Origin of the sequence: Agrobacterium vitis, assembly GCF_013337045.2 — a bacterium.
GTDB lineage: Bacteria > Pseudomonadota > Alphaproteobacteria > Rhizobiales > Rhizobiaceae > Allorhizobium > Allorhizobium vitis_B.
Window position 1 is genome coordinate 1,054,377 of the sequence record NZ_CP118260.1, and the last position, 15,744, is coordinate 1,070,120.

Below are 15,744 nucleotides of genomic sequence, written 5' to 3' on the forward strand. Positions count from 1 at the left end.
ATGAGCATTTCTCCTTTCGAACATTCCTTCCTGTCCGGCTTGTTTGGCGACGAGGCCTTTTCTGCCTTGTTTGCCGAGCAGGCAGATATTGCCGCCATGCTGTCCTTTGAGGCGGCGCTGGCCACGGCTCAAGGTGAGGCCGGGGTGATCGAGGTGGGTGATGCCACGGCGATCCAGGCGGGCCTCGCCCGTTTTACAGCGGATCTCGATGCCTTGAAAACGGCCACGGCACGCGATGGCGTGGTCATTCCAGAATTGGTCAGCCAGATGCGCAAGGCCATCGGCGGGACATGCGCTGCAAAATTACATTTCGGTGCCACCAGTCAGGATGTCATCGATACCAGCCTCGTGCTGCGTCTGAAGATGGCGGCGGGACTCCTCGACGAGCGGCTGGCGGCATTGATCGCCGGGTTTGAACAGCTGGATGCCGCATTTGGGCAGAATGTTCTGATGGGCCATACTCGCATGCAAGCGGCAATCCCGATTACGGTTTCAGACCGGATCGCTGCCTGGGTTGGACCTTTGCAACGGCACCGCTCCCGCTTGCAGGCTTTGCTTGGCGATGGTTTTGCCCTGCAATTCGGCGGTGCTGCGGGGACATTGGAAAAGCTCGGCGATAAAGGCCCTGCGGTGCGCGCCAGACTGGCTGAACTGCTTGGCCTTGAGGATGCGCCGCAATGGCATAGCCAGCGCGACCGGATCGTCACTTTTGCCGACCTTCTGTCACTGATCTCAGGTAGCCTGGGGAAATTTGGCCAGGACGTGGCGCTTCTGGCGGAAATGGGCAGTGAAATTCAATTGACCGGCGGCGGCGGCTCCTCGGCCATGCCGCATAAGCAAAACCCCGTCGGTGCGGAAACGCTGGTGACGCTTGCCCGTTTCAATGCCGTTCAGATTGCTGGCCTGCATCAAAGCCTTGTGCATGAACAGGAACGCTCTGGCGCTGCCTGGGCCTTGGAATGGTTGCTGCTGCCGCAGATGGTTGTGGCGACGGGGGCCGCCACAAAAACCGGTCTGCAATTAATCGGTGCCATCGCCCGTCTTGGTAAATCCGCCTGATATCAGGCGGACAAGTGAAGTCTGCCGATTGCGAAAAACTGCTATCTCGTCACATCGATCACCACCCGGCCACGGGTTTTTCCAGCCAGGATGGCCTCTGCCAGTGCGGGTAAATTGGACATCGGCTCGATTGTTGTCATGGCTGCCAGGTGGTCGCGATTGAGGGTTTTATTGAGAAACTCCCAGGCGCGGAGGCGTTTTGCCATCGGCGTCATGACGGAATCGATGCCAAGCAGGGCCACCCCACGCAGGATGAACGGCATGATTGTGGCAGGTAGGTCGGCACCACCAGCTAGGCCGCAGGCTGCAACGGCACCATTGTAGACCGTTTGGGCGATGACATTGGCAAGTGTGGTTGAACCAACGCTATCGACGGCACCCGTCCAACGCTCTTTTTGCAAGGCACCGGCCTTTTCTGCCAACTCGGCGCGATCCACAAACTGGCTGGCTCCGAGTGTTTTCAGGTACTGATGGGTCTCAGGCCTGCCAGTGGATGCCGTTACCTGATAACCCCGCGAGGCCAATAGGCTGACGGCCATGGAGCCAAGGCCACCGCCTGCCCCTGTCACCAGTACCTCGCCATTTCCCGGCTGGATTGCGCTCCAGTCCTCCAGAGCCAATACGGCGAGGGCGGCAGTATAGCCAGCCGTGCCGATGGCCATCGCCTCTTGCAAGGAGAAGCCTTCGGGAAGGCGCAGCAACCATTCCGGCTTGACCCGCTGGTAGCGGCTATAGCCGCCGCCTTCGGTCTCGGTCATGCCAAACCCGTTAACGACCACGCGGTCACCGGGTTCCCAATCCGGCGAGCGCGATTCGACAACCGTTCCGGCCAGATCGGCGCCGGCGATAATGGGGGTGCGCCGTGCAATCCGACCAGCGCCCGTAAAGGCCAATCCATCCTTATAGTTCAAGGTCGAATAGGCAACTTCCACCAGCACATCGTGATCGGCGAGATCCGCCAGCGTCAATTGCCGAAAGATGCCTTTTGGCTTGCCGTCAACGGTATCGATGACGATTGCGGTGAATGGTTCGGTCATGATTGTCTCCTCACTATCAGTGCCGTGGAATCTGCCATGTCCAGTCCGGCCTGGCTACTGTCGATTCGTATAAGCTGGTTGGGGTATGAATGGGGAAACCAGCGGCATTCCTTCGAGAATGATGATGAATGGGGTGGCCCCTATCGCTCTGCTCGCGTCTACCCAAATAAAAAGCGTGCGCAGGCTTAACCGAGGCGAAAAAATTTCTGACTGCGATTATCCCCTGTTTTCAAGGTACTGAGAGCGGGCTTTGATCTGTGCTCTTCCTGTCACGCATTGAAAAACAATGGGTTATACGCGGGGTTTCGCAAGGCTTCGCCCAGTTATGATGCGGCTTGGAAAGGAGTGATTAACCTTTATTTTTTACTTCTATAGGGGACAAGAGCCATTCCAAATGAACTGTTAGGCATCATGCGCGTTCCAACACAGAATAGTCCCCGTTCTTCCGATCAGTCCGGTCATGACGATCCGCAGTCTGGCGCGGTGTCTTCATCCGATCAGGGCCGTCAGTCCGGTCCGAACGGACCGCTGGAGCCTTGGCAATCGGCCTTCGTCTTGGGGCCGAATGTGCGCTTTACCCGCACACCGGAAGCCGCCATCAACAAGCGCCGGGAAGCTGAGGCCGCAGCCGAGCAGGCAGCAGTCGTCGCCGCCTTGCAGAAGGCTGTCGATCAGGCTCGCGTCTCTACTCCTGCCGCTACCTCGTCTCCTGATCTGGCGTCCAGCACGGCGATGCCCGCCTCTGCTGCTGCTATTGGTGCTGATTCTGCCGCGCAAAACGCCAGCTTTTTTGGATTGCCGAAGACAGGCAGTCCGCTCATCGTCCCGCGCCGTGCGCCGCCGCCAAGGCCGGTGAATGCGCGTCCGCCGCAGCCCGTTGCCGAGGTGTCCGTGGCTGAACCTGTTCAGGATCAGGGGTCTGCCCAGGCCGAGGTGGTTCAAGTGCCACAGATTGTAATTGCCCCACAATTTTCGCCGGAGACGCTGGTGCGGCCCTTGCCGAACTCACAGAGAACCGAATCTATCGGTGCGGACCTGCCGCAATTGCCGGAGGCGCTGCGTTTGCGTCAGGCCGCGGCTGCCATGCGCATGGCAGAGAACATCGAATTGAACCTGCGCAATGAAAGCCTGGCGGCCTCCGCTATTGTGGACAATTTAGCGGGTGAAGCGCAGGCGCCGCCTGTAGTCGCTACAGCGCAGCTGTCGGTGTCCGATTTCGCATTTTTCGAAATGCTCTCCGATCCCTTTGATCTTCCCGTCGAGGTGGAGGTCCCCAGGGTTGCTTTGGCGCCGGTATGGACGCCCATTCCTGCAGTTGAACCTGTATCACAGCCTACTAGCGGCTCAGTGGCTGCACTTTATCGGGAAATCCGGGTGCGTCATGGTGCGGAACAGGCGATTTCGGTGCCTGCTCCCACCATCATTGTCGAAGAGAATGTCGAGCAGCCCGTTCCGCCTACGCCAGTGGTTGAATCTGTTGTTGAACTCGCCGCAGAGCCCGAAATTGTTGCTGATGTAGCAGAAGCGGCTCCTGTTGATCTTGCCCCTTGGGAAGAGCCTGCTCAGCCGGTGGAAGTCGTTTCAGACCTTGATTTTGTTGAGGCTCAACCGATCGTTTTGGCTCCCGTGGCAGTTGTTCGTCCCGTTTCGGAAACCATTCGAGCCAACCGCGCCATTGGCGGCCTGGAAATGAACCGTCATCATCCCTTCGATGGTGATTTCGTATTCCCGTCGATCAGCCTGTTGCAGGAGCCGCCGGCTGCCCGTGCCGAGGCCATGTTGCCGGAAGCACTGGAGCAGAGCGCCGGTTTGCTGGAAAGCGTGCTGGAGGATTTCGGTATTCGCGGCGAGGTCATCGACGTGCGCCCCGGTCCTGTCGTGACGCTGTATGAATTCGAGCCGGCACCTGGCATCAAGTCATCGCGGATCATCGGCCTTGCCGATGATATCGCCCGATCGATGTCGGCGCTCTCGGCCCGTGTTGCCGTCGTCCCCGGTCGCAATGTCATCGGCATCGAATTGCCCAATGCCGTGCGTGAAACCGTTTATCTGCGCGAATTGATTGAATGCGAGGATTATTGGGAAAGCCGGTTCAAGCTGGCGCTTTGCCTCGGCAAATCGATTGGCGGCGAACCTGTTATCGCTGAACTCGCCAAGATGCCGCATCTTCTGGTGGCAGGCACGACGGGTTCAGGCAAATCGGTGGCGATTAACACGATGATCCTGTCGCTGCTCTACCGGCTGAAGCCGGAGGAATGCCGGTTGATCATGGTCGACCCGAAAATGCTGGAGCTCTCTGTTTATGATGGCATTCCGCATCTTCTGACCCCCGTCGTGACCGATCCGAAAAAGGCCGTCATGGCGCTGAAATGGGCGGTTCGCGAAATGGAAGACCGCTATCGCAAGATGTCGCGGCTCGGCGTGCGCAATATCGATGGCTATAACGCCCGCGCTGCCCAGGCTCGCGAGAAGAACGAGGTGATTACCGTCAGCGTCCAGGTCGGATTTGATCGTCATTCGGGCGAGATCCTCTATGAGGATCAGGATCTCGACATGTCGCATATGCCCTATATCGTCATTATTGTTGACGAAATGGCCGACCTGATGATGGTGGCTGGCAAGGAAATTGAAGGCGCAATCCAGCGTCTGGCGCAGATGGCGCGTGCGGCGGGCATTCATCTGATCATGGCGACCCAGCGGCCGTCCGTCGATGTCATCACCGGCACGATCAAGGCGAATTTCCCGACCCGGATTTCCTTCCAGGTCACGTCCAAGATCGATAGCCGTACTATTCTGGGCGAACAGGGTGCAGAACATCTGCTTGGACAGGGTGACATGCTGCACATGGTTGGTGGTGGCCGGGTTTGCCGTGTCCACGGGCCGTTTGTCTCGGATGCCGAAGTCGAGCAAGTCGTGGCACATCTGAAAACGCAGGGACGTCCTGAATATCTCGGCACAGTGACTGAGGAAGATGGCGGCGAACCCATGGCCAGTGCCCCCGCCGTTGAAGAGACTTACGACCGCGCCCCGGTTGGCGGTAGCAGCGAAGAAAGCGACGAGGTCTATGAAAAGGCCGTCAAAGTGGTGCTGCGGGATCAGAAATGCTCGACCTCCTACATCCAACGCCGCCTGTCGATCGGCTATAACCGCGCCGCTTCGCTGGTGGAACGCATGGAGCGCGAAGGCCTGGTCGGCCCAGCAAACCATGTCGGCAAGCGGGAAATCATCGCCGGGTCTTCATCTGACCCAGTTGGGAGCGGCATAGGTTTTGATGACGTCGATTGACGTGAGAGACTGATAATGACTGCGCCACTCCTGATGATGGAGATGATCAGAGTTTGTCAGGGAAAAGTGGAACCCGGTTTTCCCGAAAAGGCAAACGAAAACAAAAGAACCTAGGATCTGTCTGGTTCAATCTGAACCTGACAGATTCTAGGCGCAGAATGCATATCAACGCTGTGCCTCTGATAGGGGCACGGCGTTTTGCAGTTTAACAGCTATTCGCGACGGGTTATTCTGGCGGCAGGGCGTGGGCGCTGCCCATGACGGTCAAATAGGAGAGATCGCCCGGCATTGGCAGATCAAGGCGCGACATCCTCACGGAAAGGGTTGGCATTGCCGCATCGCTACCCTGCAATTGCAAGGTCACCGTGCCGCTCGCACCGGAAAATTCGACATCCAGCACCCGCACTGGAATGCTTGCATCGGTCATTGCCGGTTTGATGCAGATCTGTTCCGGGCGTAACATGATATCGCCGTTGCCGGTGTTGGCGCCTTGCATCGGGATCGCTCCAAGCGCACAATTGGCTTTCCCGCCTGCAAATGTTGCGGGAACAACGATGGCTTCACCCAGGAAAAGCGCTGTTTGGCGGTCAATCGGTCGCTCGTAAAGCTCTCTGGGCGCGCCAGCTTGGACAAGCTTGCCATCACGCAAGACAGCAAGTTGGTCCGCGAAGGACAACGCCTCTGTCTGGTCGTGGGTGACGAGAATGGTGGTGATGCCAGCCGCAGCCAGCAGTTTGGACACTGCCTTGCGCATAGTTTCTCTCAGGCCCGTGTCCAGTGCGGAAAACGGTTCATCCAGCAACATCAGTCGCGGTTGGCGGCCAAGGGCGCGTGCCAGTGCCACTCTTTGCTGCTGGCCGCCAGAGAGTTGATGAGGACGCCGAGCCAGCATGGTGGGATCGAGTTCGACCATTTCGGCTAAATTCTTGATCCGCTCATCGCGGTTCTTCAATCCGCGTTCAAATCCGAAGCCGATATTGTCGGCAACACTCAGATGGGGAAACAGCGCGCCATCCTGAGAGACGATGCCAATGCCGCGTTTATGAGCTGGCTGCATGAAGCCTGGCTCGGCCTGAGCCTGAAGAGCCCCGCCAAGGATGATCCGCCCCGAATCCGGCATTTCAAAGCCGGCGATCAGCCGCAAAAGAGTGGTTTTTCCCGAACCAGAAGGGCCGACAATGGCGGTGCGACTGCCGGCGGGAATAGCAAGGGAGACATCGTTCAACGCCTGCACATGACCGTAGTGTTTGCTGACGGATTGAATATCGAGAAAGGTCATTGGCCAGCCGTGCGTTTGGATTGCGACTGCAAAAGCAGGGTAAGGGGCAGGGAGAGGACCACCATCATCAAGGCGAAGGGAGCCGCTGCCACATAGTCGATTTCGCTGGTCAGCGACCAGAATTTGGTGGCAAGCGTGTCGACCCCGTTGGGAGCCAGCATCAGCGTTGCGGTCAGTTCATTGGTGATGCCCATGGCAACCAGCGCGATACTGGCGGCGGCGCCCGGTGCGGCCAGCCGCATGGTTGTCAGCCAGACCGCCTGGGTCGGGCTTTTGCCAAGGCTCATGGCGGCCCTTTCCAGTTCCACCGGAGCCTGCGAAATGCTGGAGCGCAAACCAACCATGGCACGCGGCAGGAAAAGCAGGATATAGGCAGCGATCAGCGTTGCAAATGTCTGGTAGAAAGGCAGCGCCACCCGCACCGTGATGGTCACCAGCGCCAGCGCCACGACGACGCCGGGCAGAGAGCCGACATAATAATGGCAGGCTTCCAGCACCTTTTGCAGGCGTCCGGGCGCACGCACCGACAACCAGGCCATCGGCGCGGCTGCCAGCATTGAGAGGACGCCGCCGGTGACTGCGAGCATGATGGTTTCGACAAAGGCGGTCCAAACCATGTCATTTTGCCAGGCCTGCAAACCGCCAATATAGAGCCACCGCAGTAGCGTATAAACAGGCACGCCAAGCGCCAGCACCGTCACGGTGAGCAGCAGCAACAAGGCTGGAACGACAAATCCGCCCAGCTTGTGGCGCGGAGACGGCCGGATGGCGCCTGAGCCGACGCGAGCATAGCGCTCGCTGCCCCGCAAAATCCCGTCAAGACCCAGGAGCAGCAAGCAGCAGAACACCAGAACGCCGCTCAGCATATTGGCGGCGGGGCTGTTATAGGCCGATTGAAACTGGTCGACGATGGCGGTCGCAAAGGTGTCGAACCGGATCATCACGAACAAGCCGTATTCGGATAACAGATGCAACGCCACCAGCAAAGCGCCACCAAGAATGGCCAGACGCAATTGCGGCAAGACCACGCGGAAGAAGACCTGCCATGGCCCAAGGCCGAGCGAGGCGGCGGCATCCTCTATGGCTGGATCGAGCCGGCGAAGAGAGGCGGCAACAGGCAGGTAGAGAAACGGGAAATAGGCAAGCACCGAAATGAACACCGCGCTCCACAGCCCATGCATGCCGGGCGAAATGCCGATCCAGGCATAGCTGTGCACGAAAGCTGGAACAGCAAGCGGCGTCACCATCAGCCAGGACCAAAGCCCGGCCCATGGCAGGCGTGTCCGCTCGATCAGCCAGGCGAGGGCCACGGCAAGCACGATGGTAATGGGAATGGTTGCCGCTTCTAGCAGGACCGTATTGATCAGCAGATCGCCGACCCTGCCGCGAAAGACCAGGGCTTTCACCGTCTCCCAGCCGACATCGACTGTGACCCAGGCGATGAAACCGAGTGGCACAAGGCTGAAGGCTGCAACGAGGCCGGCAATCGCCAGCAGACCGATATGTCCAGCGGGCCGGTGCTGGCGCCCTGCCGTCATCCCTGTCTGCGCTTTTGGCGCTGTTCGCCTATTGTCCTGCAACAACGGTATTCGATCTTCTTGTTATGGCAATATCGATGCGGGCGCTGTCTGGAAAAGCCAAAATGACTCTAAAAAAGGCAATCGCCGAATGGCGATTGCCCTAAGCCTTTCTTGAGGGAAAGACAATAGTTTCGAAGTGAAGGAGACGCCTGGCAGCCGGCCGGGCCGGGTGCCGTAACGCATGCAGACTGATTTAGAGAATTGCTGTATTAGAGAATCCCGGCACCCGTCATCATTTCAGTGACCTTCTTGCTGTTCAGCTTGGTCGGCTCAACCTTCGGTGCGTCCAGATCCTTGATCGGCACCAGCTTGGCATTCGACTCCGCACCCTTGCCCACGGCATATTCGTAAGAGGTTCCGGTTTTCAGGATCGCCTGGCCTTCCTTGCTGGTGATGAATTTCAAGAAGGCCTGCGCATCCTTCATATGTTGCGTGGACTTGATGATGCCGCCACCGGAAATGCTGAGAAAGGCGCCCGGGTCCTGATGCTTGAAATAATGCAGAGCCACGTTGCCGCTGTTTTCTGCGGTCTTGGCTTGATCGCCGAACCAGTAATAGTGATAGATGACCGCGCCTTCGACTTCACCGGCGTTCACAGCCTTCATGGCGACGCTATTGCCCTTGTAGAAAGTGGCGTTTTCCTTCAAGGCCTTCAGCCACTTGGCGGTCGCTTCCTCACCCTTCAGCTCCAGGAGAGCGCTGACGATGGCCTGGAAATCCGCACCGGAGGGAGAGGCTGCCCAACGGCCTTTCCACGCCGGATCGGCAAGATCGAGCAGGGATTTTGGCAGCTTGTCTTCGCTGAGCTTGGTCTTGTCATAGGCAAATACCGTGGAGCGGGCAGCAATGCCGATCCATTGGCCATTGGCCGGGCGAAACTCGTCCGGCACTTGCGCCAGCGTATCGGCATCAACAGGAGCAAAAAGGCCAGCCTGATCGACCAGCGTCATGGCGGGAGAATTTTCCGTCAGAAACACATCGGCTGGGGAGGCTTCGCCTTCCTGCAAGAGTTGATTGGCAAACTGCATGTCGCTGCCCTGGCGCATCGTCACCTTGATGCCGGTCTGCTTGGTAAAGGCTTCGATCCATTCCCGGCCCAGGCTTTCATGCTGGGCATTGTAGACCACAATGCCGTCGCCATCGGCGGCGAAAGCCGGTGCAATTGCAGTCGTGGTGAACAGGGCGGAAAGAACAGCCATAGCGCTCAAGCTAGAAATACGAGAGATTTTCAAGTCAGTCTCCTTGTCGAAGGGCAGAAGGAAGTCACAAATCTGACCCTTGGTTAGGTAAGCTGAGTATTGAAGTCAAGTTACTCTCGGTTGGAAGGTCTGCGGCTGCTGAACGGTTTAGCTGTATCTTCTGTCTAAAATGACGGTTGCCTACGCCTATTCGCATGGGAATGAAGGGCCTGACGACCTTTGTCGCATTATGGTTGCAATCAGTCTTGCATTTCTGATCACGATGAATTGTACCCTGCAGAAGGGAACCGTCGATTGGAGAAGGTTAATCCAAGCGCCTATCAAGGCGCGTTGGCGGCTTTTGCAGATAGGGTTGAGGCCGCAGCGGCATCATTGATCGCCGTTCCATCGGAGCGCACGACAACAGCATTGGAGGCCAGATTGAGGCCAGCCGCCTTGAATGCTGCGAGCAGACGCTTGATGCCTTCGCGCTTGATCAGGCTGGGATTGCCGGGCCGACACGTGAACTTGAAGCGGATGACCATGGAATTTTCGTTGACCTCTTGAATGCCTTGCATCTTGAGAGGAATGAGAAAATCATCCGCAAATTCCGGCTCTTCCAACAGGGATAGACCAACTTTCTTGGCCGTCTTGCGGATCATTTCCAAATCGGCGTCTCGGTCGAAGCGCAATTCGAATTTAATCGTGCCCCAATCGCGACTGTAATTGGTAACGGCGGCGATCTGGCCGAACGGCACTGTATGCACAGGGCCATTGTGGTGGCGTAAACGAACCGAGCGCAGGGAAATCTGTTCAACAGTGCCCTGTAGCTTGCCGACATCGATATATTCGTCGATCCGGAAGGCATCTTCCGCCAGGAAGAAGATGCCGGAAACGACATCCTTGACGAGGGCTTGCGAGCCGAATGATACGGCCAGGCCAAGCACACCGAAGCCCGCGAGAAGCGGTGCCACGTTCACGCCGAGGGAGGTCAGGATGACGAGACACGCGACCGCTAGGACGGCCCCCATGACCAGATTGCGCACGACAGGCAGAACCGTCGACAATCGGCTGGTGGTTTTCTGTTCGCCATCATCCTCGTGACCCGGCAGTTTGACAGTATTGACTGGTGAAATAGTGTCAAAAAACTTCCAGAGGAAGCCGCAGACAAAGGCGCTGCAGACAATGGTAATGCCAAATTGTTGCAAATGATTCAGCCAATAGGAGGCATCCACCCCCGCATTGGCCAGAAGCGGTTGCCACAGGATGACGGTGATGTGAATTCCAATCAGCCAGATCGCGCCGGAAAACGGGATGCGCAACGCCCAGAGCAGGACCGAGTGGAAGCCCGGACCGTAAACGGCTTGCCGTCGTATTGCCAGATATTGAAACAGGCCGGAGACACCGCGATGCAGGATGGGGATCAGTATGAACACTATCTGGCTGATGCCTGACACGCGCACCCAAAGGACGTTTTGAGCCGTGCCGGCGACCAGAAGACCGAGCAACCATATAATAACTGTCGAGACGATATAGAAATTTGCGATCAGATTGCCGGTAATTCGTTGCCATCCGTTGGCATGGCCGGAATGAGAATTGGCGATGTCGCTCCGCCCGACAATAAACCAGACAAGCAGATAGGCGGTGATGATGGTGGAACTGAGGAACAGCCAGCCATCCACCGCCATTGGAGCTAGCCCGCGGGCATCGGCCAGATTAAGGCTGCTGTGGGTAAAGCCGGACAGAAAGCCGAAGCCTACCATCATTTTCAGATGCCAGGATGCGTCGGCAATATCGAATAATGGTTCGGAACCATTGATCCTGGCGAAGAGCAAGCGTCCGAAACTGGCAAAAATCGCGGTCGTCATGGCAATATGAATGAAGCCGAAGGTGACCTCTTTGCCAAATGAGCCGGAGACCAGGCCCATATGGGCGCCATTGCGCGCCAGAACCACGAAGATGACAACCGCGAGCAGATCTCCGGCGAGCCGCAGGACTACCAATAAGGCTTTGGCAGGTGGCCCGCGATCCGGCCGAAGACGGGGCATGAGCCGCCCGAAGGCCAGCAAAAACACGGCGGCCGTCACAAGCCCGGCAACTATGGCACCCGCGGCCGTCAGGCTGAGTTCCTTCATGCCGGTTTGCTCTTCATGCAAGGATTGCATGCTGTTGCTGAATGCGGCTGGCAAGCTTTGCAAGCCGGTCAAGGCGACTGTCCCGCCACGCCGAAGTGCATTTACCACTTCCCCGTAGGCCGCTGTCATCATGTCCGCTTCCATGCTGGCGGAACTGGATCGCGTCGCTTGGGCAGCGGTTACTTCGGGTGCTGGGGACGATCCAGGGGTGGTTGCGGGTAGGGCTTGCTGGGGGACTACATTGTTCTGCTGCGTTACAGCCTTGGATGGAACCTTAGTGCTGTCTTGCGCGGCAGCCCGTGATGATATCCCACTAGAAAGGCTTGAGAGGAGGAGGATGGCGATGATCAGGCCAGAATGCTGGCACGTTGTGATAAGCTGTCTCATCTCTTTCCCCCGGCGGTTAGCCATCCGGCTATGCTATGCCTGAGGAAGTATTAGCGCGATTTTCTGAAAAATCAGCAAAGCGTAGCGATATGACAGGAATTTTAATGCAAAATTGGCGCGAAACAGAGTTTCGCGCCAATTTACCGTTGGTGAAGACAGAATTACCGTGAAACGCACTGGCGACGGGGGCCGTTATTGGGCTGGTACGTATTGTCCGAGGCCCGATAGGACCGGTAGCGATTATAGCACGATTGAGTGTGCGAGTTTCCACCCTGTGGGCGCGCGCTGAGGGCGCCGCCAATGATAGCACCGGCGGCCAATCCACCGATAATCGCGCCTGCATTGCTCCGGTTATGGCGACGGTGATATCTGTCACGATCATGGCGGTTATAGCTGCGGCGACCATCCCAGTGGCGGTCGCCATGGCGACGGGGACCAGGAACATAGCGGCGCTGGCGTCGATCATCAGCCCAACTATTTTCCGCGACCTGGACGCCGCCATGTGCTGTTGCGCTGGGAATGCTCTGCGTCTGTGCAGGTTGCGAAAGCGCTGTTGGTGCGGCAGATGCGCTAACCGGCGCTATACCTGTCAGTAGTGTCGCGGCTGACAGCAGAATTGCGGCAAATTTTTTCATTTCCTCACCTGTTTCCGTCTTTGATTTCACCCGTAAACTGTTTGCCAGCAAGAAAAGTTCCCCGATCTGGGAGTTTAGGCCTCGCATTTTAGGGTGTATGCCGATGCATATGATATCCCCTCTTGCCATCTCAGTGAAAGTCGCGCCTGAACTCACCTTCTCGGGAACAAAATCCTCTGTGGAAGCTTTATTGCGGACTTCACAAACGCGAGCGGTTCTCGATGAAATATGTTCTCCCAATTCTATTGGCCACAGCCATGCCGGCCATGGCCCAATCGCCGCAGCTTGAGCAGGCCTGTCATACGGTGCTGCAAAATTTTCTGATGAAGCCGGATGTGAAAATCGGCCAGACACAGAGCTTTCCTGAATTGACCCCTCCAGGGGCACGCATCAGCTTTTCCGAGCGACAGGATGTCGACGCCACGAAAATGGATGACGTCATCGATTGCGAATTTCAAAAAGCAACCGCACCTTTCGGTCTGACCAAATTCTGTATCTCCAGCACCTGCTATTCGCAAGGTGAGCGCGCCGACGACCGCCGACGCCGTTTCGAGGAAATGCAGGCATTGATGAACAGAAAGTAATGCCTCTGCTGCATCTCTTTGAAACGTGGCCGAGAGGATGCAGCGCTTCGGATCTGGGGATGCGCCCCCGCCAAAAGTAAATCAAGTCAAATACAATTTTGAGGTGACATGACACAACACGCTAGCAAACCAAGACGTCGCATGCAGATTTTTGTCGGCTCCCTCTTCATCATTGGCTGCGTTATCGGTGGCTACTATGTGATTGGCTACCATCCCGGTGAAGTGGAGCCAGAAAATCCCCTCAACAGCTCCAGCCAAACCAATCCGTAAAATACGCGATCAGCACTGGAGCGAGGTAACCGAACAGATTTTTCAGATAAATATGTAAAAACAGCGTCTTATGCCCTAGTCGCTCTACCGGAATCAACCGTCTGAAATTACCCCGCTCCAGCGCAACAGTCCTCCTTTTAGAAAGGGCGGCTGTTGCGGAAATACCGCAGTCAGTGCGTTTTATCCCAAAATTGTAAATCACTTATTGGCTTAAGAATCGAGTCGATCTAAAAACCATTTATGTTCAACACCAATCAGGGAGGCTTTATGGCATATTTTTCCACCTCCCCGGTGGCCAGCGCCAATTTCATGTTGGCAGGGGCCATCCGCAGTTAAGCTGCGTGTGCGTAACGGTCAGTCCGTTACCTTGTGTTGAATCCGGTTTATCCGGGAATAGAATTTTCTCCCTCTAACGCCACTTTATCGCGTTTCCGCGCGGTTTCCATTCTATTCATATGTCGGAGCCGGCTCGCGCCGGAGTTTTCCTATGGCTTTAGGTTATAAATCTCGCCGTGGCGGGGCATTTCGCAGCGTTTTCGGTTTCTGTGCGGTTCATTGGCGCCGGCAGCCGGGGCGTGTGGTCTTCATGCTGTTTGCCGTATTGCTTTCCACTTTGGCCGATGTGTTGACGCCGCTGTTCTCCGGTCGGTTGGTTGACGCGGTCGTCTCCGGTCGCGCCGATGACAGCCTCGCCTGGGACAGCGCAATGGCGGCTTTTGCCTGGTTGATGGCGCTTTCCGCCGGAGCGGTTTTGCTGCGCCATGCAACGTTTACCGCCATCATCGGCTTTACGCTGCGCTCGATGTCGGACATTGCCGCCGATGCTTTCTCCCGCATTCAGCGTTTTTCCAGCGATTGGCATGCCAATAGCTTCGCTGGCTCGACGGTGCGCAAAGTGACACGCGGCATGTGGGCACTCGACCTGTTGAACGATACGGTTTTCGTCGCGCTGTTTCCCTCGCTTGTCATGCTAATCGGTTCCACTGTGTTGATGACGTGGCATTGGCCGATGATGGGCCTGTTGGTCGGGGTTGGGTCCATCTGTTTCGTGATGTTTACTGCGATCATGGCTCTGCGTTACGTCGCGCCGATGGCCAGCATGGCCAATAGCTGGGACACAAAACTGGGTGGGTCTCTGGCCGATGCCGTGACCTGTAATGCTGTGGTCAAGGCCTTCGGTGGGGAAAGCCGCGAGGAAACCCGCTTGAGTTGGGTGCTGCAAAAATGGCAGGACAGGACGCGCCGCACCTGGACACGCGGCACGCTGAACGGCAGCCTGCAGGCAGCCTTGCTGATGGTGTTGCGCGGTGGCGTTTTGGGTCTGGCTCTTTGGCTATGGAGTGCTGGCAAGGCCAGCCCCGGTGACATCACGTTCGTGCTGACGGCCTTTTTCATCCTACAGGGCTATCTGCGGGAAATTGGTATGCATATCCGTAACTTGCAGAGATCGGTCAATGACATGGAGGAACTAGTTTTCCTGCATGGCCAACCTCTGGGCGTCGTGGATGTGGCCGGTGCAAAACCTGTTGTGATCGAACGTGGCGAGATCGAATTTGATCGGGTGTCCTTTCACTACGGCAATCATTTTGCGCCGCTCTATAAGGACTTTTCCGTCGTGATCCAACCCGGCGAGAAGGTTGGGCTGGTTGGCCATTCCGGTTCAGGCAAGACAACGTTCATCAAGCTCATTCAGCGCTTGCATGACGTCAACGGCGGGGCAATCCGGATAGACGGTCAGGATATTGCGCTCGTTGCCCAAACCTCGTTACGCCAGCAGATCGCCATCGTGCAGCAGGAGCCGATCCTGTTTCATCGCTCGCTTGCCGAAAACATTGCCTATGCAAGGCCTTCGGCCAGCGAGCAGGAAATCGAGACTGCTGCAAGGCTTGCCAGTGCCCATGGCTTTATCGAGGCCTTGCCGAAGGGCTACGGCACACTGGTGGGTGAGCGTGGCATCAAGCTTTCGGGTGGTGAACGCCAGCGGATTGCGATCGCCCGTGCCTTCCTTGCGGATGCGCCGATCCTTATTCTGGACGAGGCAACGTCAAGCCTGGATTCGGAATCGGAAATGCTGATCCAGGAAGCCATGGAACGGCTTATGCAGGGCAGAACCACCCTGGTCGTGGCGCATCGGTTGTCGACCGTGCGAGCCCTCGACCGGCTGCTGGTGTTCGATCATGGCCGGATCGCCGAGGAGGGGACGCATGAGAGCCTGATCAGAATGAAACCAGGCATTTACCGCGGTCTCTTCGAGCGTCAGGCGCTGGAATTGACCAAGGGCATGGTCTTCGGCGAATAGGCTTTTCAAGAGACGA

Annotated in this window: 11 protein-coding genes; 5 read left to right on the plus strand and 6 right to left on the minus strand. The window is 57.1% G+C overall.

Going from position 1 to position 15,744, the window contains the following annotated elements:
- The gene (locus G6L01_RS22515; RefSeq protein WP_070163294.1) at nt 1-1,059 is read left to right on the plus strand and encodes a 3-carboxy-cis,cis-muconate cycloisomerase; all 1,059 of its coding nucleotides are present in this window, start codon (nt 1-3) and stop codon (nt 1,057-1,059) included.
- A 41-nt stretch (nt 1,060-1,100) separates the two neighbouring features.
- Here the strand turns inward: G6L01_RS22515 and G6L01_RS22520 are convergent, their stop codons facing one another.
- Complete coding sequence (locus tag G6L01_RS22520; RefSeq protein ID WP_070163295.1) at nt 1,101-2,096, minus strand: MDR family oxidoreductase; 996 nt, start codon at nt 2,094-2,096, stop codon at nt 1,101-1,103.
- 411 nt (nt 2,097-2,507) lie between these two features.
- Here G6L01_RS22520 and G6L01_RS22525 point away from each other — a divergent pair, with 411 nt between their 5' ends.
- Nucleotides 2,508-5,381 carry a DNA translocase FtsK gene (locus G6L01_RS22525; protein WP_070163296.1) on the plus strand — a complete coding sequence of 958 codons (2,874 nt, stop codon included), beginning with the start codon at nt 2,508-2,510 and terminating at the stop codon, nt 5,379-5,381.
- 226 nt (nt 5,382-5,607) lie between these two features.
- On the opposite strand, the gene G6L01_RS22530 is transcribed toward G6L01_RS22525, so the two are convergent.
- The 5 genes from G6L01_RS22530 to G6L01_RS22550 all read right to left on the minus strand — a co-directional run bounded on the left by G6L01_RS22530 (nt 5,608) and on the right by G6L01_RS22550 (nt 12,575).
- Nucleotides 5,608-6,660 carry an ABC transporter ATP-binding protein gene (locus G6L01_RS22530; RefSeq protein ID WP_070163297.1) on the minus strand — a complete coding sequence of 351 codons (1,053 nt, stop codon included), beginning with the start codon at nt 6,658-6,660 and terminating at the stop codon, nt 5,608-5,610.
- Nucleotides 6,657-8,198: an ABC transporter permease gene (locus G6L01_RS22535; RefSeq protein WP_070163298.1), complete on the minus strand. Its 1,542-nt coding sequence runs from the start codon at nt 8,196-8,198 to the stop codon at nt 6,657-6,659. Before G6L01_RS22535 ends, G6L01_RS22530 begins: the two co-directional genes overlap by 4 nt.
- A 251-nt stretch (nt 8,199-8,449) precedes the next feature.
- Complete coding sequence (locus G6L01_RS22540) at nt 8,450-9,439, minus strand: iron ABC transporter substrate-binding protein (protein WP_070163299.1); 990 nt, start codon at nt 9,437-9,439, stop codon at nt 8,450-8,452.
- A gap of 320 nt (nt 9,440-9,759) precedes the next feature.
- A complete protein-coding gene (locus G6L01_RS22545) occupies nt 9,760-11,685 on the minus strand; it encodes a mechanosensitive ion channel family protein (protein ID WP_070163300.1) in 1,926 nt (641 codons plus the stop codon).
- A gap of 416 nt (nt 11,686-12,101) precedes the next feature.
- Nucleotides 12,102-12,575 (minus strand): BA14K family protein, encoded by a 474-nt coding sequence (locus G6L01_RS22550; protein ID WP_081343935.1) that lies wholly within the window; start codon nt 12,573-12,575, stop codon nt 12,102-12,104.
- 221 nt (nt 12,576-12,796) lie between these two features.
- Here G6L01_RS22550 and G6L01_RS22555 point away from each other — a divergent pair, with 221 nt between their 5' ends.
- From G6L01_RS22555 to G6L01_RS22565, 3 genes are all read left to right on the plus strand, one after another.
- A complete protein-coding gene (locus G6L01_RS22555) occupies nt 12,797-13,159 on the plus strand; it encodes a hypothetical protein (RefSeq protein WP_070163302.1) in 363 nt (120 codons plus the stop codon).
- A 108-nt stretch (nt 13,160-13,267) separates the two neighbouring features.
- Nucleotides 13,268-13,429, plus strand: coding sequence for a hypothetical protein (locus tag G6L01_RS22560; protein ID WP_174096416.1), 162 nt, complete (start codon nt 13,268-13,270; stop codon nt 13,427-13,429).
- 487 nt (nt 13,430-13,916) lie between these two features.
- Nucleotides 13,917-15,728 carry an ABC transporter ATP-binding protein gene (locus G6L01_RS22565; RefSeq protein ID WP_070163303.1) on the plus strand — a complete coding sequence of 604 codons (1,812 nt, stop codon included), beginning with the start codon at nt 13,917-13,919 and terminating at the stop codon, nt 15,726-15,728.
- The last annotated feature ends 16 nt before the right edge of the window (nt 15,729-15,744 follow it).

Excerpts from the sequence above, each read along its gene's own strand:
- G6L01_RS22515 (WP_070163294.1), top strand. The coding sequence starts at position 1 with ATGAGCATTTCTCCTTTCGAACATTCCTTCCTGTCCGGCTTGTTTGGC.
- G6L01_RS22520 (WP_070163295.1), bottom strand. The coding sequence starts at position 2,096 with ATGACCGAACCATTCACCGCAATCGTCATCGATACCGTTGACGGCAAG.
- G6L01_RS22525 (WP_070163296.1), top strand. The coding sequence starts at position 2,508 with ATGCGCGTTCCAACACAGAATAGTCCCCGTTCTTCCGATCAGTCCGGT.
- G6L01_RS22530 (WP_070163297.1), bottom strand. The coding sequence starts at position 6,660 with ATGACCTTTCTCGATATTCAATCCGTCAGCAAACACTACGGTCATGTG.
- G6L01_RS22535 (WP_070163298.1), bottom strand. The coding sequence starts at position 8,198 with ATGACGGCAGGGCGCCAGCACCGGCCCGCTGGACATATCGGTCTGCTG.
- G6L01_RS22540 (WP_070163299.1), bottom strand. The coding sequence starts at position 9,439 with ATGGCTGTTCTTTCCGCCCTGTTCACCACGACTGCAATTGCACCGGCT.
- G6L01_RS22545 (WP_070163300.1), bottom strand. The coding sequence starts at position 11,685 with ATGATGACAGCGGCCTACGGGGAAGTGGTAAATGCACTTCGGCGTGGC.
- G6L01_RS22550 (WP_081343935.1), bottom strand. The coding sequence starts at position 12,575 with ATGAAAAAATTTGCCGCAATTCTGCTGTCAGCCGCGACACTACTGACA.
- G6L01_RS22555 (WP_070163302.1), top strand. The coding sequence starts at position 12,797 with ATGAAATATGTTCTCCCAATTCTATTGGCCACAGCCATGCCGGCCATG.
- G6L01_RS22560 (WP_174096416.1), top strand. The coding sequence starts at position 13,268 with ATGACACAACACGCTAGCAAACCAAGACGTCGCATGCAGATTTTTGTC.
- G6L01_RS22565 (WP_070163303.1), top strand. The coding sequence starts at position 13,917 with ATGGCTTTAGGTTATAAATCTCGCCGTGGCGGGGCATTTCGCAGCGTT.